Genomic DNA, 20,532 nt, shown 5'->3' on the forward strand with positions numbered 1-20,532 from the left:
TTCAATTGGCTCATACCTTGAGTAAGGCAGATTTTAATCAATGCAGTAATGTACTTGATTTAAAATCCAGGTAAAGCATTATTTTGTTTCTGTTCCATGTGAATTGAAATCTAGATTACAGTATAAATAGAGAAATGGATTAAACAGTAATGAGTAGAATATAGCTACTCATTTTAATTAAATATGATTAAGAAATCGCCTTCAATGCTATTTGTTCCTCATCTAAAACCATTGAATTTTCAGGATGGGAATGTTGTTGCGCTAAAATAAGTCGATCATTCATTACTTTAATCGCCTCTGAAAAATAAAACGTTTTATTCATTGAGAAAAAAGTTGGTTGAGCAATGATACACAGTGATGCAAGTTCACCAACCTCAACAACCAACATACAAACTTCAAATCCATCTTCTTGCATATGAACTTTAACAATATCAGCCACTTTTGGTATATATGAAACGGATTGTTGAGAAAAGTACCAACTTTTTGGCATTTGAGGTTTTAAAAAATTAGCTGCGACAATGCCGTTAATCGATAATTGAATTTTTTGTGATTCTGTCAAATTTAATGAATGACAACTATTGTGAAATTGGTAATAAGATGCAGCATCACTAACAGAAAATGAAAACTCACTGAAAACATCAGGAATTAACATTTTACTTGGGTAGCAAGAACGGAACAACATATCAGATGAAACTTCCAGCATTAAACTATCGTATTCACGATCAAAATACCAACGCCAACCATCAGTTGGTCGAAAAGCCATCTTCATTGATATATTACCTCCGCAATATAAGTAAATGATGGAATATAACATAATTTGAATAAGAAATAAATAAAAAATTATAATAAAAAAACTTTAATTATCTAATTTTTAAAAACTTTATACTCATATTTGATCAATAAAAATGATTTCAATACGCTGTTTTGACTATTTTTAGATCTAAATGTATTAAATACTTTTTTTATTGAAACGTAGGTGTAATCTCAAACTTTTTTACAACATTAACCAACAAAAAAGGTGCCATTTGGCACCTTTTGTTTTCATTCCAATCAAATTGACTCAGTAATTAACTGGCTACATTAATACGTTTCATATCCGTCATGTAGCTGCGTAGTTTGCGACCTACTTTTTCAATTGGATGATTGCGGATTTCTTCATTTACATCACGTAATTGGGCATTATCGACACTACCTTCAGGTATGGCTTTACCAAGGTCACCCGCTTGCAACATCGGCATAAATTTTTCTTTTAAAAGTGGTACAGCCGCATTAGCAAAAAGATAATTTCCATATTCAGCGGTATCAGAAATGACTACATTCATTTCATATAAACGTTTACGGGCAATTGTATTAGCAATCAATGGTAATTCGTGTAAGGATTCATAGTAAGCAGATTCAGGTAAGATTCCTGATTCAAGCATGGTTTCAAAAGCAAGTTCAACACCCGCTTTAACCATAGCAACCATCACAACACCTTGATCAAAGTAGGCTTGCTCATCAATTTTGCCTTGGTATTCTGCTGCTTTTTCAAATGCTGTTTCACCCGTTTCTTTACGCCATTTTAATAAGTTAGCATCATCATTTGCCCAGTCTTTCATCATCGTTGAAGAAAATTCCCCAGAGATAATGTCATCCATATGTTTACGGTAAAGATCGGTCATGATCACTTTTAATTCTTTAGCTAATGCATTAGCACGCAATTTAGCAGGATTTGATAAACGATCCATCATTAACGTAATACCACCTTGTTTTAATGCTTCGGTGATAGTTTCCCAACCAAATTGTAATAATTTACAGGCATAAGCAGGATCTACACCATCTGCAACAAGTTTATCAAAACAAAGCAATGAACCGGTTTGTAACATACCGCAAAGAATGGTTTGTTCGCCCATTAGATCGGATTTAACTTCGGCAACAAATGATGATTGTAAAACACCAGCACGATGTCCACCAGTAGCAGCAGCCCATGCTTTAGCGATTGCTAAACCTTCACCTTTTGGATCGTTTTCTGGATGAACAGCAATAAGTGTCGGCACACCAAATCCACGTTTGTACTCTTCACGCACTTCAGTACCTGGACATTTTGGTGCAACCATGACAACGGTAATATCAGAACGAATTTTTTCGCCTACTTCAACAATATTAAACCCATGAGAATAACCCAGTGCAGCACCTTGTTTCATTAATGGTTGCACAGCTTTAACCACAGCAGAATGTTGTTTGTCTGGCGTTAAATTAATAACAAGATCCGCGGTAGGAATAAGTTCTTCATAACAACCAACTTTAAAACCATTTTCAGTTGCTTTTTTCCATGATGCGCGTTTTTCAGCAATGGCTTCTTTACGTAATGCGTAAGAGATGTCCAATCCTGAATCACGCATATTAAGTCCTTGATTCAGACCTTGTGCACCACAACCTACAATAACAATTTTTTTACCTTTTAAAAAATTTGCTTCTGAAGCAAATTCATCACGATCCATAAAACGGCATTGTCCTAGTTGTTCTAATTTTTCACGTAAATTTAGGGTATTAAAATAATTTGACATCATTCTCTCCATGAGTTGGATTGTTTATATTCGAATTATGAAACACTATATAGTACTTTTATTATTGCGAAAATTGATATATTTACAATACTATGTTGCATAAATTGCAACATACTTGCTAAGTTACACACTTTCTTTTACTCTAAGCCACTTTCAACTCACCTATAAATCATTATGGATCCACGTTACAAGCAAGCAAATAAAGAAGCTAAACTATCGCTGTTATTAACTATTCTTTACCTTATTGGGTGGATGGTTTGTGCTTATTGCGTCGGTGATAGCATTGGCTTTTTAGGGTTGCCTTTATGGTTTGAACTATCTTGCATGATGGTCCCTTTAGGTTTTATTTTATTGTGCTGGATCATTGTGAAATTTCTATTCAAAAACATCTCATTAGAGCAAACTAAGTGATTAAAAAATGCATTTAGATATTATTTTACCTCTAGTTATTTATCTTATTTTTGTCTTTGCATTATCCATTTACGCTTATGCAAAACGAAAAAAAGTTAATCAATTTACTGATTATTTTATTGGTAATCGAACCATGGGCGGTTTTTTACTCGCTATGACCTTAGCTGCCACTTATATTAGTGCAAGTTCATTTATCGGTGGTCCGGGGGCGGCCTATAAATATGGACTTGGATGGGTATTGTTGTCGATGATTCAAGTGCCAACGGTCTTACTTTCTTTAGGAATTTTAGGTAAAAAATTCGCTATTTTGGCGCGTAAATATAATGCGATAACCTTAAGTGACATGCTTTATGCACATTACAAAAGTAAAATCATCGTTTGGTTTGCCAGTATCGCATTAGTGGTTGCTTTTGTTGGGGCAATGACTGTGCAGTTTGTTGGTGGCGCCCGTTTATTGGAATCCTCAGTCGGCATTCCATATGACATCGGATTACTAATTTTTGGTGTTGGTACCGTCATCTACACCGCTTTTGGAGGCTTTAGAGCAAGCATTTTAAATGATGCTTTCCAAGGTTTAGTAATGATTATAGGTGCAATTTTGCTGTTAACTGCTATTATTTATTCAGGAGGAGGAGTACCAGCGATTATTCATCGTTTAAATGAAATTAATCCAGCGCTTTTAACACCACAAGGCCCTGATAACTTTATGGACTTTCCTTTCATGGCCTCTTTTTGGATACTAGTTTGTTTTGGTGTGGTTGGATTACCGCATACTGCTGTGCGTTGTATGGCATATAAAGATAGTAAAGCTGTGCATCAAGGTATTATAATTGGTACGGTTGTTGTAACCATTATTATGTTAACAATGCACCTATCAGGCGTACTTGGGCGTGCTATTATTGACGATTTAACCATTCCTGATCAAATCGTCCCAACTTTAATCATTAATGTAATGCCGCCATTGGCTGCTGGCATCTTTTTAGCGGCACCATTGGCTGCAATCATGTCAACAATTAATGCTCAATTATTACAGGTTTCATCGGTGTTAATAAAAGATCTGTTTTTAAGCATAAAACCGGACACTCATTACACTGATAAGATGTTAACCCGTGTATCAGTTATCATTACTATTATTTTTGGTGGATTGCTTATTTTAGCAGCCTGGAATCCTCCCGATATGATTATTTGGTTAAATTTACTGGCATTTGGGGGACTTGAAGCTGTATTTTTATGGCCCTTGGTGTTAGGTTTATACTGGAAAAATGCCAATGCAACAGGTGCATTATGCTCCATGTTTGCTGGTGCTATTAGCTATATTTTATTAGCAGTTTATAACATTAAAATTTACTCTTTCCATCCAATTGTACCTTCACTGATTATTGGATTATTTGTTTTTATCATTGCCAATATGTTTGGCAACTCGGGAAAAAATTATGCCTTGGATTCAACTCAGAATTAATACGACTAACGAATTTGCAGAAAAAATTAGCGAACGACTAGAACAATCTGGCGCGGTATCAGTCACATTTCAAGATACCTATGATAACCCTGTTTTTGAGCCATTACCTGGTGAAACAAAACTTTGGGGAAATACGGATGTAGTGGGTCTTTATGATGCTCAAACCAATACAGATGAATTAAAGGCTGTATTAAATCTTGAGCAATATTCCTATAAAATTGAACCATTAGAAGATAAAGATTGGGAACGTGAATGGATGGATAACTTTCATCCTATGCAGTTTGGTGAGCGACTTTGGATTTGCCCAAGTTGGCGTGATGTTCCTGATCCCAATGCGGTTAACGTCATGTTAGATCCAGGTTTAGCATTTGGTACTGGTACGCACCCAACGACTGCATTATGCTTAACATGGCTTGAAAGTTTAGATCTGAAAAATAAATTAGTTATCGATTATGGTTGTGGTTCTGGTATTTTAGCTATCGCAGCACTAAAATTAGGCGCAAAACGTGTAATTGGTATTGATATCGATCCTCAAGCAATTCAAGCTAGCCATGACAACGCACAACGTAATCGTGTGGATGACAAACTTGAACTCTATTTAGCTAAAGATATTCCTGATAATTTACAAGCAGATGTCATTGTAGCTAATATTTTGGCAGGTCCTTTAAAAGAACTCGAACCCCAAATAAATAAACTTGTAAAATCTCATGGTGAACTCGGCTTGTCTGGTATTTTGGCCTCTCAATCATCAAGCGTTTGGAGCGCTTATCAACCACATTTTGATTTAGATCCTGTCGTTGAACAAGAAGAATGGTGCCGAATTACTGGTAAAAAAAAGTAAAAAATTAACATTACCCCCTTTTAAGTTTGTGAAAAAATGCGTAATATAGCCGCCCTTAATTTGCTAAAAATTGGTGAAATTAAATTAAAAAATAATTTAATTGCTGCACCAATGGCTGGAATCAGCGATAAACCATTTCGGAAATTATGTTATCGATATGGTGCAGGAATGACAGTTTCAGAAATGTTTTTAGCAAATTCAGATGTTTGGCATACTGATAAATCCACTTTGAGAATGATCTCAAATGATGATGTTGGTATTCGTGCAGTACAAATTGTTGGGTCTGATCCTGATGAAATGGCAAAAGCTGCGGAATTTAATGTCAAACATGGCGCTCAGTTGATTGATATCAATATGGGTTGTCCAGCTAAAAAAGTTAATAAAAAGTTAGCCGGTTCTGCATTAATGCAGTATCCAGAACTAATAAAAAAAATTTTGCAGAAAGTTGTCGGTGCAGTTGATGTACCGGTAACATTGAAAACGCGGACTGGATGGAATAAAGATCATAGAAATTGCATTGAAATAGCACAAATAGCTCAAGATTGTGGCATAAAGGCTATTACTATTCATGGAAGAACCCGTGCTTGCTTATTCAATGGCGTGGCAGAATATGAATCAATCAAGGCAGTAAAGGAAAAGGTTACGATTCCGGTTATTGCTAATGGCGATATTCGTACACCAGAACAAGCAAAAGAAGTTTTTCAATATACGCAAGCTGATGCTATAATGATCGGCCGAGCGGCACAGGGTCGACCTTGGATATTTGAAGAAATTGCATTCTATCTATCACATGGACAGTTAAAAAAAAGTAAAAGTATTGATGAGGTAGAACAAGTTGTTTTATCACACCTTGATGAGCTTTATCAACTTTACGGAGAATATAAAGGATTAAGGATTGCCAGAAAGCATGTAAATTGGTATACCAAGGATTATGCTGATAGCGATCAATTCAGGCGCTTATTTAGTGTACTTAGCAATACAAGTGAGCAAGTTAAAACACTAATAGCATTTTTTAGTCAAATTAGAAACAACCAAAAGAGTTAAGAATACTATGTCAGAACAACGCGTTACAGCTGCAGCACTTAAATTTACAACTGTAAATTCGCAGGATCAAATAACACAAAAGCCATTGCGAGATTCTGTTAAGCAAGCTTTGAAAAACTATTTATCTCAGTTAAATGGTGAAGATCCTACAGATCTATATGAATTAGTGTTAGCTGAAGTTGAACACCCATTCCTTGATATGGTTATGCAATATACACGCGGTAATCAAACTCGTGCAGCAAATATGCTTGGCATCAACCGAGGCACGCTTCGTAAAAAATTAAAACAATATGGAATGAGTTAATCGTTCTATTTGATAGATTTGCAATATTTTGAAAACGCCTATATGTTGGGCGTTTTTTATTGCGATAAAACAATTTAAAATCAAGCAAAATGCTATTTTTTAAACAGTAATATTGACACTATCCTTTCTTTTTTTCAAAAACGATATTAAGTCACTGTGGACACACCATAAAAAGAATTATCCTGAATAAGATCACACATACCAATAAATGATATCAAATTCATCAAAGCGATGGGCATTTAGAATGATAGGTAAATATCTATTGTGGATTTGAATGGCGTTTCATACATTTCACTAACAAACCATCTATACGTTTTGATGAGCCTTCTTCCAACTGATAAGAATTTCATGCAATGCTTATCAATCCAACTGGTGCTCTCAATCATTATTAATGCATTGCAAAAATTCCTTTAATTAACCAATCATATGATTCATATAAGTTAATATTTTGATTTTTAGAAAATAAAATATTTCTTAAAAGATTGGTCATTATAACAATAATGTTGTCATTGATTCAGAATTTCAACTCACTTATTAGTATAACTTATCATCATATTGATAATGAATTTTTAGTTAAAGTTTGCTAAAATACACCGATTTTAAATTATTTATCTGGAGAATTTTATGGCAGGTCATAGTAAATGGGCCAATACCAAACACCGCAAAGCAGCACAAGATGCAAAACGCGGTAAAATCTTTACCAAAATTATTCGCGAACTTGTAACTGCAGCTAAAATCGGTGGTGGCGATCCAGCGTCTAACCCTCGTCTACGTGCTGCTATGGACAAAGCATTATCTAACAATATGACACGAGACACCATGAATAGAGCTGTTGCTCGTGGTGTTGGTGGCGAAGATGATACTAATATGGAAACGATCATCTATGAAGGTTATGGACCAGCAGGTACTGCGGTAATGGTTGAATGCTTAAGTGACAATCGTAATCGTACTGTATCTGAAGTTCGCCATGCTTTTACCAAAACTGGGGGTAATTTAGGTACTGATGGTTCTGTTTCGTATTTATTCACGAAAAAAGGCGTTATCTCATACCCAGCAGGGACGGATGAAGATCAAGTAATGGATGCAGCTCTTGAAGCTGGAGCAGAGGATGTTGTTACCTATGATGATGGTGCAATTGATGTGTTCACAACCCCAGAATCATTTGGTGAAGTTAAAGATGCCCTTGATGCAACAGGTTTAGTGTCTGAAGCAGCAGAAGTATCAATGATCCCATCAACTAAAGTTGATCTTGATATTGAATCTGCGCCTAAATTACTTCGTCTTATTGATATGCTTGAAGATTGTGATGATGTTCAGGAAGTTTATCATAATGGTGAAGTTTCTGACGAGGTGGCAGCAACGCTCTAATGGCCATTATTCTTGGCATCGATCCCGGTTCTCGTTTGACAGGTTACGGAGTAATTCGTCAAACGGGACGACAACTTACCTACCTTGGCAGCGGATGCATTCGTACTGCAGTTGATGATCTTCCCAACCGTTTAAAACGCATATATGCAGGTGTAAGTGAAATTATACTACAATTTCAACCTGATATGTTTGCTATTGAACAAGTCTTTATGGCACGTAATGCTGATTCAGCCTTAAAATTAGGCCAGGCTAGAGGTTCAGCCATTGTCGCAGCAGTAAATAATAACTTACCCGTTTTCGAATATGCAGCACGCTTAGTCAAACAAAGTGTGGTTGGAACGGGTGCAGCCGACAAAAAGCAAGTACAGCATATGGTAAAATTATTACTCAAGTTACCTGCCAGTCCTCAGGCCGATGCAGCAGATGCATTAGCTATAGCCATTACACATGCCCATATGTGTCAACAATCAATCAAATCTTATCAATAAATCAGTTCTTACATCGTTCACTGCGTATGACCTTAACAATAATAAAAAAAACCATTCTTAAGCTTAATCACTCCTAACATATTATTAAACTCAATAATTAATTCAATCCTGACTGATAACGTGCATAAAAAAAGCACCAATACTATTGGTGCTTTTAAAATACATGGATAATATGTTATCTATTATCAACTTTTATCGGTGTTACCGCTATAGTTAGTAGGTAAAACGACTTTATTCTTATGTTTAGTAAACAGTTTTGTTACAAACAAGAAGAACAATGGAACATAGAATATTGCTAAAAATGTTGCCGTTATCATACCACCGATTACCCCAGTACCTACCGCATTTTGGCTTGCAGATCCAGCCCCGCTATTTAGCGCTAATGGTAACACACCTAAAATGAATGCAAATGATGTCATTAAAATTGGACGTAAACGTAAACGACAAGCTTCTAACGTTGCATCAATTAATGATTTACCTTCTTTTTCAAGTGCATCTTTGGCAAATTCTACAATCAAAATAGCATTTTTAGCAGATAATCCCATTGTAGTTAATAGACCTACGATAAAGTAAATATCATTATCAAGGCCTCTAAACATAGTGGCATATACGGTACCAATAATGCCTAATGGGATAACAAATAGGATTGAAATCGGCACAGTCCAGCTTTCATATAAAGCCGCTAATGACAAGAATACAACAATGATTGAAATAATATAAAGTGTTGTCGTTTGAGAGCCTGTTTGACGTTCTTGATAAGAAATATCTGTCCAGTCAAATGAGAAACCTTTAGGTAACTTTTTAGATAATTCTTCCATTACAGCCATAGCTTGACCAGAACTCATGCCTGGCGCAGCTGAACCACTCACTCCCATTGCAGCTACACCATCATAACGAACAAGCGAAGGTGAACCATAACTTTTGGTTGTGGTTGCAAAAGCATCATAAGGGACCATTTCACCTTTTTGATTTTTTACATGCCAAAAACTGAAATCATCAGGTAGCATTCGATAAGCCGCATCAGATTGTAAATAAACTTTTTTAACACGGTTATTATAAACAAAATCATCAATATAAGCAGAACCTAATGCGGTTGAAAGTACCGTATTAACACTACTTACCGCCACACCAAGAGCTTGAGCAGTTTCAAAATCCACATTAATTTTATATTGTGGAACATCTAACATACTGCCTGGACGAACTTGCTGTAATTGAGGTTCATGCGCGGCCATACCTAATAGTTGGAAAAAAGCACCCATCAAAGCATCATGACCAAGACCAGCAGAATCTTTTAACATATAAGAGAAACCATTAGCCATACCAAGTGATGGTACTGCTGGTACATTGGCGATAATTACACGACCTTCAGTTATCGTTGATGCAAATCCCCAACCACTGCCAACTAATGCATCCACTTTTTGATCAGGACGTTTACGCTCATCCCAATCTTTTAATCGGATAAAGCCAAGCCCCATGTTTTGTCCACGACCAACCATACTAAAACCAGCAACGGTGAAGATTTCTTTTACTGAATCGGCTTTTTGTGTCATATAGAAGTTAGAAGTTTTATCCAGCACTCCCATCGTTTGTTCTAATGTTGAGCCTGGTGGTAATTCAACCAGCACAATCAATACACCCTGATCTTCATTTGGCAAGAAACCCGTTGGTAATCGGTTGAATCCAAATACTAAGCCCACAACAATCAAGACATAGCAAACAAATGAAATAACTGGGTAACGTATAAACTGAATCACACCTTTTTCATAGGCATGCAAACTTTTGTTGTATAAATTATTAAATTTATTAAAAAACCATTTTGTCCCAGCTGAGCACCAACAAAATGGAGCGATAGTGACAAGTTTTTCACCAAACGTTTTTTTCTTAACTTTATTTTTTGATGGCGCTTTTAAAATTTGTGCGCAAAGTGCAGGTGTTAATACAATTGCCACCAACACAGATAGAGACATCGAAGTTACAATGGTAATAGAGAACTGGCGATAAATTCCCCCAGCAGCACCACCATAAAATGCCATTGGTACAAATACAGCTGAAAGTACAACGGCTATCCCTACTAATGCAGAAGTGATTTGTTCCATTGATTTAACGGTTGCATCATAAGGGGATAGGCCTTCTTCATGCATAATACGTTCGACGTTTTCAATAACTACTATGGCATCATCGACTAAAAGACCGATAGCAAGGACCATTGCAAACATAGATAACGTATTGATAGTAAATCCACAAATGTATAAAACTGCAAAGGTACCTAACAATACAACAGGTACTGTAATAGTTGGAATGAGTGTAGAACGAAGGTTTTGTAAAAATACATACATTACGATAACAACCAAAAGAATTGCTTCGATCAATGTATGAATTACGTTATTAATGGATAATTTAACAAACGGTGTTGTATCGTAAGGATACGCAAATTTAATGTCTTCAGGAAAAATCTGAGACAGTTCCTGAATCTTTTTATCAACTTGTGCTGACGTATCTAATTGGTTCGCACCGGTTGCCAAATAAATACCTAAACCAGCGGATGGTTTACCATCATAACGCGAAAGAAAGTTATAATCAGCGGCACCAATTTCAACCGTTGCCACATCTTTTAATAAAACATTTGACCCGTCAGTATTAACACGGACTAAAATATTTTGAAATTGCTCGGGTGTTTTTAAACGTGATTGAGCCGTAATAGTGGCATTGAGCTCTTGCCCTTTCGTTACAGGTAAAGCACCGAGTTGCCCTGCTGTTACCTGCGCATTTTGCGCTTGAATAGCAGCAACGATTTCTTCAATAGATAGATTGAAATAAGTCAGTTTGTTTGGATCTAACCAAACACGCATTGCATATTCCGAACCAAATAACTGAGTGTCTCCAACCCCTTGAACACGACGAATAGGATCTTGTACCGTTGAATAAATGAAGTCGGCAATATCCGCCTGCGTTTTTTGAGGGTTAGTAGAATAGAAACCGATAACTTTCAGGAAGTTAGTGTTATTTTTAGCAACCGACACCCCATTTTTTTGAACGCTTTCGGGTAAACGTGATTTTATACTTTCTACTTTATTTAAAACCTGTACTTGTGCAAAATCTGGACTCGTACCAGGGGCAAAGGTTAACGTAGTTTGTACCACACCTTGAGCACTACTGGTTGATTTCATATAAATCAAATTATCCAAACCCGTCAAGTTTTGTTCAATTAATTGCGTAACAGTGTTTTCAATAGTTTGCGCATCGGCACCCGGATAAACCGCAGAAACAGTCACAGCAGGAGGCGCTATATCAGGATACTGCTCAACAGCTAGTAGCTTAATACATAAAGCACCGCCCAGCATCATCATGATAGCAATTACCCATGCAAAAACAGGTCTATCAATAAAAAACTTAGCCATAATTAAATCTACCCCTGTTTTATTTCACATTGTTTTTGATGATGTTATCTAACTGTTCTTGAGAAAGAGTAGCAGGCTCACCAACAACTTCTGCTTTCATAGGCATACCAGATTCAACAGCAGTTAAATTAAGTAGACCTGTAGTAATAATTTGTTCACCAATATTAATACCACTGGTTACAATCCAATAACCACTGATTCCAGTATAAACTTTAATATCTTGACGATACTCAACCGTATTATCTGGTTTTAATATTTTGGCAGTATATTGACCTTTTTGATTACTCGTAACACCTTGTTGAGGAACTAATACGGCATTTTTAATGGTTCCTAATGTCAATTGAGGTTTAACAAACATACCCGGTAAAATTTTACCTTCACTGTTTGAAAATTGAGATCGTAACGTTACTGTTCCAGTTGTTTCGTTCACAGTCATATCTGAAAATTTAACATTACCAGGTAATGCGTATTTTGAACCATCATTAAAAAACAGTTCTACATTATCCCCTGTGGCTGGCTCATAAATGATGTTTTCATCTTGAAGATATTTATTATAACGTGTCGCTGCTTCCGTCATATCAACATAAATGGGATCGAGTTTTTGCACTAATGCAAGTGGTGTTGCTTGTCCTGCTGATACTAAAGCCCCTTCAGTCACACTTGATTTACCAATATAGCCATCAATTGGTGAGTATACTTTAGTATAATCTAAATTAACTTTAGCAGTATGTTCTGCCGCTTGCGCAACCAATACGCTGGCATCAGCTTGTTTAGCATCAGCGGCCGCTTTATCGTATTCTTGTTGGCTTATCGATTTTGTTTTTAATAATCCAGCATAACGTTTTAAAGTAAGTTGTGCGATATTAGCATTAGCCTTTGCACTTGCTACACTAGCAACGGCACTATCATAATTTGCTTGATAAATAGCAGGATCAATTTGATAAAGTGATTGACCGGCTTTAACATTTGAACTTTCTTCAAATTCTCGATTCAAAACAATTCCACCAACTTGTGGTCTTATTTCTGCTATTTGTGATGCAACAACCCGCCCTGGTAAATTGATTTTCAGTGTGTAATTTAAAGGCTCTACTTTAAACACAGTTACCTTGGGTAATTGGCCATTACCATTTTGTGACTGATGATTATCACAACTGGTTAATAACAATAGACTAGTTAATGCCATTGGCAGAGTAAGTAACAACTTATTAAATCTCATATAAGAAAGACCTCGGTAACTTAATAATTATTTAGATAACAATGAATTAAATTTTTAAAAAATAACGAGCGATTTTACAAAAAAAATACAAAAAATGTAAGTATCTTTACAGGTTAATAGCACAGAGTTCTAAAAATAACAAAATAGGAATATGATAAAGAAATAAACGATACTGTTAAATATGATTCTTTTAAGAAATAAAGTATTATAGGCTAATTGGGTTTTTGTGCTATAAAAAAGCCAAAATAAAATGCTATACTAGCAATCTGTAAAGGAAGTATCGTTCAAGTGGTTTCAATTTACATTTGTTGTACTCCGTAATCATTTTATTCAATTTTTCTTAAGATTGAATGATTTGACTCTATATTCAATTTAATTCTGAGATGGTTATTATGGATAATTTACGTATTGTTCTAATTGTTGTTGCGTCCTTAGTCATTATAGCTCTATTGATTCATGGGTTTTGGATCAATAAAAGAGAACTTTATTCTTTTGGTTCGGAAAAACAGAAAAAAAATCAAAAAAATGTCCAACAAAATGAAAATAACTTCATTGATACAATCGAAGATGACGTAATTCTAATCACTCGAAATAAAAAAATTAGTGGGCACGAAGATCATACACCTAAAGAGCCGGTTGAGGAAGTACCACCTCAGCAAGAAGAGTTATTTGTAAATGAAGATGAAGAACAAGCTATGGATGAAACCAACGATGATCCGAAACCAATCATCAAAATAAACAACGATTCTTTCGACGATGAAAAATTACAAGAAAAAAAACAACCACAGCAAACTACTCAACATAACGAAGAAAAAACAGATAATCAGCAATCACGAGCAAAAGACACTAAGACACAGAAAGGTAGTTTAAATAAATTTGACGAAGACAATACCGAAATTATTATTCTCAATATAAAAGGGATTAATGGTAAATTATTACAAGGTGATGTACTCCTAGCAAGTATTATGCAATCAGGTTTCCAGTTTGGTGATATGAGAATATTTCATCGTCATGTTGATCCCGCAGGTAATGGTCCGGTACTGTTCAGTTTAGCCAATATGGTCACTCCTGGATACTTAGATCCTGAAACAATGCATGAATTTACAACGCCTGGTGTATCTATTTTCATGGTTGCACCTACCGAAGGCAACAATCAACAAAATTTTAAATTAATGCTACAAACAGCCCAGCGTGTCGCTGATGATGTTAATGGTGTGGTTTTAGATGATGAACATCGTATGTTAACGCCACAAAAAATTGATAGTTACAAAAATCGCATTAAAAAAGCCTGCAACGAAATTTAATCGCAAAAACTTTCTACTATTCTTTAACAAAATGCCACCAACTCCATTTGGTGGCTATAAACAAAAATTTATATAATGCAATGATTAATTGACTTAATAACTGCATGTTTCATTAATTAAGCAATTTTGATGATTTCCCTAAAAGCTATCTTTTAATTTAAGAGCCTATTATCATGCCACTATCAACTAAAACAGAACATTCAGCCAAGAAACCTGAATCGATTAAAGATGTCACAGAACAATTGACTTCATTACGCAATCTAATCAGACATCATGAGTATTGCTATTACGTACTTGATGCGCCTGAAATTCCTGACTCTGAATACGATAAATTAATAAAACAACTGCAAACGATAGAGCAACAGCATCCAAATCTGATCACAACTGACTCTCCCACTCAACGAGTTGGCGGCGCTCCTTTAGCTCAATTCGACTCGATTAAACATGAACTGCCGATGCTTTCACTTGATAATGTTTTTGATGAATCGAGTTTTATCGCCTTTAATAAGAGAGTTAAGGATCGTCTTCATTTAAGTGAAAATGAACAAGTTGAATATTGCTGTGAATTAAAACTTGATGGCTTAGCGGTAAGTATATTGTATGAAAATGGAAAGTTCTCAAAGGCTGCAACGCGTGGCGACGGCACAACTGGAGAAGACATCACCGCAAATGTACGGACAATTAAAACCATTCCTCTGGTGTTAATGGGTGAAAATATTCCTAGGCGCTTAGAAGTACGGGGTGAAGTCTTTATGACTCATAAAGGTTTTACCAAACTTAATGCTGATGCAGAAAAACGAAACGAAAAAGTATTTGCCAATCCTCGTAATGCCGCCGCAGGTTCATTAAGGCAATTAGATCCTAAAATTACTGCTAAAAGACCATTATCATTCTATTGTTATGGTGTTGGTATTGTTGAAGGATCTTCACTACCTGATACCCATTATGATCGTTTAATGCAATTCAAAGCTTGGGGATTGCCTGTGAGTGAAAAAGTAGAAAAACGACAAGGCGCCCAAGCCGCTTTAAGCTATTTTAAACAAATTGGCGAACAGCGCATGTCATTGGGTTTTGATATTGATGGTGTTGTCATTAAAGTTAATAACATTGAATTACAAAATGAACTGGGCTTTGTTGCACGTGCACCACGCTGGGCAACGGCATTTAAATTTCCAGCACAAGAAGAAGTGACGCAATTAAATAAAGTAGACTTTCAAGTCGGGCGCACAGGAGCAATTACACCAGTTGCAAGACTTGAGCCTGTTTCTGTTGCTGGCGTTATTGTCAGTAACGCTACACTACATAATAGTGATGAAATAGCCCGATTAGGTATACGCGAAGGTGATTATGTGACAGTGCGCCGAGCTGGTGATGTGATTCCTAAAATTGTCGCCGTCTTATTAGATCGAAGACCTAAAGAGACAAAAGAAATTGTTTTCCCAACTCACTGCCCTATTTGTGGTTCACTAATTGTTCGAGACGAAGGACAAGCAATTTCACGCTGTGCAGGTGGATTAATTTGCCCAGCACAACGCAAAGAAGCTTTAAAACATTTTGTCTCTCGACGAGCAATGAATGTAGATGGGATGGGTGACAAGATTATTGAACAATTAGTCGATAAAGATTACGTTAGAACCCCAGCGGACCTGTATAAACTTAATATTCCTACCCTATGTTCATTAGAAAAAATTGGTGAAAAATCGGCGAATAACTTATTGAATGCGCTAAATGCATCTAAAAACACCACATTAAGCCGATTTATCTTTGCTCTTGGTATTCCTAATGTTGGTGAAGTGACTGCGGAAAATTTAGCCAACCAACTTGGCAGTTTATCCGCAATCGAAAATGCCTCTCTTGAGCAACTGCAGACTGTAAATGATATTGGAATTGTGATTGCGGAAAGTATCATAGATTTCTTTCAAGAACCCCATAACCGAAAAGTAATTGAGCAATTAACCAGTGACGACATCAATGTACACTGGCAAGATATTACTCCTGACGCACAGACAACTATTGTTGATTCGCCATTTGCAGGTAAAACAATAGTATTGACCGGTACGCTATCAGTGTTAACCCGAGATGAAGCAAAAAATAAACTAAAACAACTGGGCGCGAAAGTAACAGGAAGTGTATCTAAAAATACCGACCTTGTTATAGCCGGAGAAGCAGCCGGTTCTAAGTTAGATAAAGCCCAAGAACTTGGTATTAAAGTCATCGATGAGCAAGAAATGTTAAATTTACTTACTCAATTATCATAAAAAATATTGGTTGTCGAGATTAATTTGATTAAAATACCGAAAACCAATGAAGGAAAAAATTATGCCATTACTAGATAGTTTTAAAGTGGATCACACGAAAATGAAAGCACCTTTTGTTCGAGTAGCCAAAACTATGGCAACGCCCAAAGGCGATAGCATAACAGTGTTTGATCTGCGTTTTACCATTCCCAATAAAGAATTGTTACCTGAAAAGGGAATTCATACTTTAGAGCATTTATTTGCCGGATTTATGCGTGATCATCTTAACAGTGAATACATTGAAATTATCGACATTTCACCAATGGGATGTCGTACTGGATTTTACATGAGTCTCATAGGTAAACCGGATGAATTGTTCGTTGTCGATGCATGGTTAAAATCTATGCAAGATGTTTTAAAGGTGACATCGCAAAATCAAATTCCTGAACTGAATGAGTACCAATGTGGCACCTACAAAATGCATTCATTAGATGAAGCCAAAGCCATTGCAGAAAAAATTATCCAATCAGGTATCGGTATATGCCATAATGAGGCAATCGCATTAACCGATGAACAGCTTGCCAAAATGAATGACTAGGAGAATTTTATGCCAAATGTAGTTATCGACTTTTTGGAAGGTCGCACAGTAGAACAAAAAAGAGAAATGGCAAAACGTGTAACCGCAGCTATCTCTGAAACGCTTAACTGTAAACCAGAAGCAGTACAAATCATTATGCATGAACTATCAAAAGATCAGATCGCTAATGGTGGTATATTGCGCTGTGATAACGATTAATCATAACGATGATTGAATAAATCTTTATTTTTTCGTTTGTTAAATATTAAAACCTCAAAACATCATGATTTTTGAGGTTTAGCTAAACTAAATTGATATTTTTTCAGTCTGATTTGGCTAATGATTGCAGTTGCCATGATGTAAATGCAATAAATGCCCCATTTTATTCACTTTTGTTTCTAAATAGTGTTCATTATTTGGGTTTTCTCCAACTTCTAATGGCACTCTTTGAACAATTTTAATACCTGACTGTTCAAGCACTTTTATTTTTTCAGGATTATTAGTTAATAAACGAATTTGCGAAACTCCAAGCAAAGTTAATATATCGGCACAAAGGGTAAAATCACGTTCATCAGCGGCGAAACCCAATTGCTCATTGGCTTCAACCGTATCAAAACCTTTATCTTGCAGTGCATATGCTCTGATTTTATTGAGTAAACCTATATTCCGACCTTCTTGACGATGATAAATTAAAATTCCGCGACCTTCTTTAGCTATTTGCTTTAAAGCTGATTCTAACTGAAAACCACAATCACAACGCAAACTGAATAAAGCATCCCCAGTTAAACACTCTGAATGAATTCTAGTAAGAACTGGAGTATTGCCGGAAATTTCACCAAACACTAAAGCCGCATGATCTTTCCCTGTTGCAATTTCTTCAAATCCAACGATAGTAAAACATCCCCATGGTGTTGGTAATTTTGCTTGTGCAACATGTTTTAATTGCATTATCATCTCCGTTTAAATAAAACATAAATAGACTTTTAAAAAAAGCCATCTTCCATGCTAAACTATTTAGCAATGAGTGTTAAATTGAGTCTATAAATGGGGTTTGTAATAAAAAAAACAATGGCTACTCTTGCCATTATGTTAATAATACCATTAGTTATTATAGCCATAAATTGGCATTGGCAACCAGAATCATTAAATGATACATCAAAATATTTTTTCTATATAACAGAAACTGCCAGTTTTCCTTGGGCGATGATGACATCGACTGTTTTTTTTATAATATTTTGTTGTTTATTAACAAATAAAACAATAAAAAAGATGATTGCATTATGGTTTTGTCTTGTTTGTGCAATATTAGGTGGGCAAATAGTCAAAACCATTATAAAATCTCAAACAGCAGAATCACGACCTTATGTACTTTGGATGACAAAAGAATTTCATCTTAGCGATAAGCAATTTTATTTGTTACCTAAATCAGAAAAACAACAATTTATTTCTGAAAAGTTGAATAATTCAAAAATCATTCCAAATTGGTTAAGCAAGCATTGGCAAAGTGAAACAGGTTATTCCCTACCTTCTGGACATACTTTATTTTCAGCAACATGGGCATTTCTTGCAATCACTTTATTAGGATTTAGACGGCATTATATTATTGTTACTGCAATTATTGTATGGGCATTACTAATTGAGATCAGTCGACTCGCACTAGGTATGCATAGCCCAATTGATTTATTATTAGGTATTTTACTCGCTTGGGCCATTTCATTAATATGCTATTTTTATTCACAAAAATGGCATATAGTAGAGAGATAATTTTTAACTGACATTTGATAAAGATGTTTCAAGTGATATAGACGTTTAAGTAAAATTAAAAAATATAAAGGTCATTATTATGAAATTTGTTCTATCCATTGTATTAATAACTATTATTTTCACTATCTCTATTGCATTAGGTTCATTTAATGGTGAAGTAGTGTCATTTAATTATTTGTTTGCTAAAACCGAACTCCGGTTATCGGTTCTTTTGGCCATATTTTTTGGATCAGGTTTTATTGTAGGTACAATATTAACAGGAATTTTTGTCATAATTTCTAAGCTACAACATTCATCCACTAAGCGAAAATTAAATAAGTTACAAAAAAAAATGGATGATAATCTAACTGATCATCAAAAATTAAATTTAACTAAAAATACTCAAGAATAAATATTATGTTTGAACTGTTATTTCTGTTGTTACCTATTGCAGCCGCCTATGGCTGGTATATGGGCGACAGAAATGCAAAGCAAAAATACATCAATCAATCTAATCGATTGTCACGCGAATATGTAGATGGTCTTAATTTTCTTTTGTCTAACCAGCAAGATAAGGCAGTTGATCTATTTTTAGATATGCTTAAAGAAGATGAAGGCACGCTTGAAGCTCATTTAACCTTAGGTAACCTATTTCGCTCACGAGGTGAAATAGATAGAGCCATTCGAATTCATCAAGCATTAATGGAAAGTTCTTCGTTGACATTTGAACAACGACTTTTAGCCATTCAGCAATTGGGTCGGGATTATATGGGAGCAGGACTTTACGATCGTGCAGAAGAGATGTTTTTACAACTTATCGATGAAGAAGACTTTCAACAACATGCTCTACAGCAACTCATCATTATTTATCAATCCACCAGTGAATGGATTAACGCAATTAATGCAGCAACAAAACTGGTCAAGCTAGGTAACGAAAAATACAAAACATACATAGCTCAATTTTATTGCGAGTTAGCATCCCTTGCAATTGCCAATGATGACCTTGATAAAGCGTTCAACTTATTACAAAAATCTTCAATAACAGATCCAAATTGTGCACGCACATCATTAATGTTAGGTCGAATATTATTAGTTCAAAATAAAACAGAAGAAGCGATTGAATCACTTAAACAGATTTTACAACAAGATAAAGCCTTCATTGGTGAAGCATTACCTCTTTTAAATGAGTGCTATCACAAGTTAAATAAACAAGACGAATTTCAAAAATTTTTACAATTGTGTGTTGATAAAGACACGGGTAATGTTGCTGAACTCATGTTAGCTGACATTATTGAAAAACAAAAAGGTCTTGATTCAGCCCAATATTATATGTATCGAGAGTTATTAAAACATCCTAATTTAAAAGGATTTTACCGTCTAATGGATTACCATGTAGCTGATGCAGAGCAAGGGAAAGCTAAAGAAAGCCTGTTATTGTTACGTAATATGGTTGGTGAGCAAATAAAAGCTGTACCGAATTATCGATGCCAAAAATGTGGTTTTACCGTGAATACTATCTATTGGTTATGCCCTGCTTGCCGTTCCTGGTCCACAATAAAACCCGTCCGTGATTTTGAACAACATTCCCAAAAATAA

Annotated in this window: 19 protein-coding genes; 14 read left to right on the forward strand and 5 right to left on the reverse strand. The window is 35.5% G+C overall.

What is annotated here, in order from left to right:
• Positions 1–187: 187 nt before the first annotated feature.
• Both J4T76_RS01155 and ilvC read right to left on the reverse strand, forming a co-directional pair.
• Entirely contained in the window at positions 188–769 is a 582-nt protein-coding gene (locus J4T76_RS01155; protein WP_267341860.1) for a cell division protein ZapC domain-containing protein, read from the reverse strand.
• A gap of 298 nt (positions 770–1,067) precedes the next feature.
• Complete coding sequence (ilvC, locus tag J4T76_RS01160) at positions 1,068–2,546, reverse strand: ketol-acid reductoisomerase (RefSeq protein WP_267341858.1); 1,479 nt, start codon at positions 2,544–2,546, stop codon at positions 1,068–1,070.
• Between the two features lie 174 nt (positions 2,547–2,720).
• Between ilvC and J4T76_RS01165 the strand changes: the two genes are divergently transcribed.
• The 7 genes from J4T76_RS01165 (at position 2,721) to ruvC (ending at position 8,461) form a co-directional block, all read left to right on the forward strand.
• On the forward strand, positions 2,721–2,957 hold the full coding sequence (locus tag J4T76_RS01165; RefSeq protein ID WP_267341856.1) for a YhdT family protein: 237 nt from the start codon (positions 2,721–2,723) through the stop codon (positions 2,955–2,957).
• 7 nt (positions 2,958–2,964) lie between these two features.
• The gene (panF, locus tag J4T76_RS01170; protein WP_267341854.1) at positions 2,965–4,416 is read left to right on the forward strand and encodes a sodium/pantothenate symporter; all 1,452 of its coding nucleotides are present in this window, start codon (positions 2,965–2,967) and stop codon (positions 4,414–4,416) included.
• On the forward strand, positions 4,391–5,257 hold the full coding sequence (prmA, locus tag J4T76_RS01175) for a 50S ribosomal protein L11 methyltransferase (protein WP_267356146.1): 867 nt from the start codon (positions 4,391–4,393) through the stop codon (positions 5,255–5,257). The genes panF and prmA overlap by 26 nt, the downstream gene beginning before the upstream one ends.
• A 36-nt stretch (positions 5,258–5,293) precedes the next feature.
• The gene (gene dusB, locus J4T76_RS01180) at positions 5,294–6,301 is read left to right on the forward strand and encodes a tRNA dihydrouridine synthase DusB (RefSeq protein ID WP_267341852.1); all 1,008 of its coding nucleotides are present in this window, start codon (positions 5,294–5,296) and stop codon (positions 6,299–6,301) included.
• Between the two features lie 7 nt (positions 6,302–6,308).
• A complete protein-coding gene (gene fis / locus J4T76_RS01185; protein WP_034883623.1) occupies positions 6,309–6,605 on the forward strand; it encodes a DNA-binding transcriptional regulator Fis in 297 nt (98 codons plus the stop codon).
• A 624-nt stretch (positions 6,606–7,229) separates the two neighbouring features.
• Positions 7,230–7,973, forward strand: coding sequence for a YebC/PmpR family DNA-binding transcriptional regulator (locus tag J4T76_RS01190; protein WP_267341851.1), 744 nt, complete (start codon positions 7,230–7,232; stop codon positions 7,971–7,973).
• Entirely contained in the window at positions 7,973–8,461 is a 489-nt protein-coding gene (gene ruvC / locus J4T76_RS01195; RefSeq protein ID WP_267341850.1) for a crossover junction endodeoxyribonuclease RuvC, read from the forward strand. The genes J4T76_RS01190 and ruvC overlap by 1 nt, the downstream gene beginning before the upstream one ends.
• A 185-nt stretch (positions 8,462–8,646) precedes the next feature.
• Here ruvC and J4T76_RS01200 read toward each other — a convergent pair whose 3' ends face one another.
• Both J4T76_RS01200 and J4T76_RS01205 read right to left on the reverse strand, forming a co-directional pair.
• A complete protein-coding gene (locus J4T76_RS01200) occupies positions 8,647–11,859 on the reverse strand; it encodes an efflux RND transporter permease subunit (protein ID WP_267341849.1) in 3,213 nt (1,070 codons plus the stop codon).
• A 19-nt stretch (positions 11,860–11,878) separates the two neighbouring features.
• Complete coding sequence (locus J4T76_RS01205) at positions 11,879–13,075, reverse strand: efflux RND transporter periplasmic adaptor subunit (RefSeq protein WP_267341848.1); 1,197 nt, start codon at positions 13,073–13,075, stop codon at positions 11,879–11,881.
• A gap of 392 nt (positions 13,076–13,467) precedes the next feature.
• Between J4T76_RS01205 and zipA the strand changes: the two genes are divergently transcribed.
• The 4 genes from zipA (at position 13,468) to J4T76_RS01225 (ending at position 17,412) form a co-directional block, all read left to right on the forward strand.
• Positions 13,468–14,379: a cell division protein ZipA gene (gene zipA / locus J4T76_RS01210; RefSeq protein ID WP_267355083.1), complete on the forward strand. Its 912-nt coding sequence runs from the start codon at positions 13,468–13,470 to the stop codon at positions 14,377–14,379.
• A 221-nt stretch (positions 14,380–14,600) separates the two neighbouring features.
• The gene (gene ligA / locus J4T76_RS01215; RefSeq protein ID WP_416380214.1) at positions 14,601–16,637 is read left to right on the forward strand and encodes an NAD-dependent DNA ligase LigA; all 2,037 of its coding nucleotides are present in this window, start codon (positions 14,601–14,603) and stop codon (positions 16,635–16,637) included.
• Positions 16,638–16,698: 61 nt separating this feature from the next.
• Positions 16,699–17,214, forward strand: a complete 516-nt coding sequence (gene luxS / locus J4T76_RS01220; protein ID WP_267341845.1) for an S-ribosylhomocysteine lyase — start codon at positions 16,699–16,701, stop codon at positions 17,212–17,214.
• Positions 17,215–17,223: 9 nt separating this feature from the next.
• The gene (locus J4T76_RS01225; protein ID WP_267341844.1) at positions 17,224–17,412 is read left to right on the forward strand and encodes a 2-hydroxymuconate tautomerase; all 189 of its coding nucleotides are present in this window, start codon (positions 17,224–17,226) and stop codon (positions 17,410–17,412) included.
• Positions 17,413–17,529: 117 nt separating this feature from the next.
• Here J4T76_RS01225 and ribA read toward each other — a convergent pair whose 3' ends face one another.
• Positions 17,530–18,141: a GTP cyclohydrolase II gene (gene ribA / locus J4T76_RS01230; protein WP_267341843.1), complete on the reverse strand. Its 612-nt coding sequence runs from the start codon at positions 18,139–18,141 to the stop codon at positions 17,530–17,532.
• A 96-nt stretch (positions 18,142–18,237) separates the two neighbouring features.
• Here ribA and J4T76_RS01235 point away from each other — a divergent pair, with 96 nt between their 5' ends.
• The 3 genes from J4T76_RS01235 (at position 18,238) to lapB (ending at position 20,532) form a co-directional block, all read left to right on the forward strand.
• Complete coding sequence (locus tag J4T76_RS01235) at positions 18,238–18,957, forward strand: phosphatase PAP2 family protein (protein WP_267341842.1); 720 nt, start codon at positions 18,238–18,240, stop codon at positions 18,955–18,957.
• A 79-nt stretch (positions 18,958–19,036) separates the two neighbouring features.
• Positions 19,037–19,348, forward strand: coding sequence for a LapA family protein (locus J4T76_RS01240; protein ID WP_267341841.1), 312 nt, complete (start codon positions 19,037–19,039; stop codon positions 19,346–19,348).
• A 5-nt stretch (positions 19,349–19,353) separates the two neighbouring features.
• Positions 19,354–20,532 (forward strand): lipopolysaccharide assembly protein LapB, encoded by a 1,179-nt coding sequence (gene lapB / locus J4T76_RS01245; RefSeq protein WP_267341840.1) that lies wholly within the window; start codon positions 19,354–19,356, stop codon positions 20,530–20,532.

This window comes from Gilliamella sp. B3022, from assembly GCF_028751545.1.
Classification (GTDB): Bacteria; Pseudomonadota; Gammaproteobacteria; order Enterobacterales; family Orbaceae; genus Gilliamella.

What these genes read in the sequence shown, in the direction of transcription:
- J4T76_RS01155 (WP_267341860.1), bottom strand. Translation starts at nt 769, where the DNA reads ATGAAGATGGCTTTTCGACCAACTGATGGTTGGCGTTGGTATTTTGAT.
- ilvC (WP_267341858.1), bottom strand. Translation starts at nt 2,546, where the DNA reads ATGTCAAATTATTTTAATACCCTAAATTTACGTGAAAAATTAGAACAA.
- J4T76_RS01165 (WP_267341856.1), top strand. Translation starts at nt 2,721, where the DNA reads ATGGATCCACGTTACAAGCAAGCAAATAAAGAAGCTAAACTATCGCTG.
- panF (WP_267341854.1), top strand. Translation starts at nt 2,965, where the DNA reads ATGCATTTAGATATTATTTTACCTCTAGTTATTTATCTTATTTTTGTC.
- prmA (WP_267356146.1), top strand. Translation starts at nt 4,391, where the DNA reads ATGCCTTGGATTCAACTCAGAATTAATACGACTAACGAATTTGCAGAA.
- dusB (WP_267341852.1), top strand. Translation starts at nt 5,294, where the DNA reads ATGCGTAATATAGCCGCCCTTAATTTGCTAAAAATTGGTGAAATTAAA.
- fis (WP_034883623.1), top strand. Translation starts at nt 6,309, where the DNA reads ATGTCAGAACAACGCGTTACAGCTGCAGCACTTAAATTTACAACTGTA.
- J4T76_RS01190 (WP_267341851.1), top strand. Translation starts at nt 7,230, where the DNA reads ATGGCAGGTCATAGTAAATGGGCCAATACCAAACACCGCAAAGCAGCA.
- ruvC (WP_267341850.1), top strand. Translation starts at nt 7,973, where the DNA reads ATGGCCATTATTCTTGGCATCGATCCCGGTTCTCGTTTGACAGGTTAC.
- J4T76_RS01200 (WP_267341849.1), bottom strand. Translation starts at nt 11,859, where the DNA reads ATGGCTAAGTTTTTTATTGATAGACCTGTTTTTGCATGGGTAATTGCT.
- J4T76_RS01205 (WP_267341848.1), bottom strand. Translation starts at nt 13,075, where the DNA reads ATGAGATTTAATAAGTTGTTACTTACTCTGCCAATGGCATTAACTAGT.
- zipA (WP_267355083.1), top strand. Translation starts at nt 13,468, where the DNA reads ATGGATAATTTACGTATTGTTCTAATTGTTGTTGCGTCCTTAGTCATT.
- luxS (WP_267341845.1), top strand. Translation starts at nt 16,699, where the DNA reads ATGCCATTACTAGATAGTTTTAAAGTGGATCACACGAAAATGAAAGCA.
- J4T76_RS01225 (WP_267341844.1), top strand. Translation starts at nt 17,224, where the DNA reads ATGCCAAATGTAGTTATCGACTTTTTGGAAGGTCGCACAGTAGAACAA.
- ribA (WP_267341843.1), bottom strand. Translation starts at nt 18,141, where the DNA reads ATGCAATTAAAACATGTTGCACAAGCAAAATTACCAACACCATGGGGA.
- J4T76_RS01235 (WP_267341842.1), top strand. Translation starts at nt 18,238, where the DNA reads ATGGGGTTTGTAATAAAAAAAACAATGGCTACTCTTGCCATTATGTTA.
- J4T76_RS01240 (WP_267341841.1), top strand. Translation starts at nt 19,037, where the DNA reads ATGAAATTTGTTCTATCCATTGTATTAATAACTATTATTTTCACTATC.
- lapB (WP_267341840.1), top strand. Translation starts at nt 19,354, where the DNA reads ATGTTTGAACTGTTATTTCTGTTGTTACCTATTGCAGCCGCCTATGGC.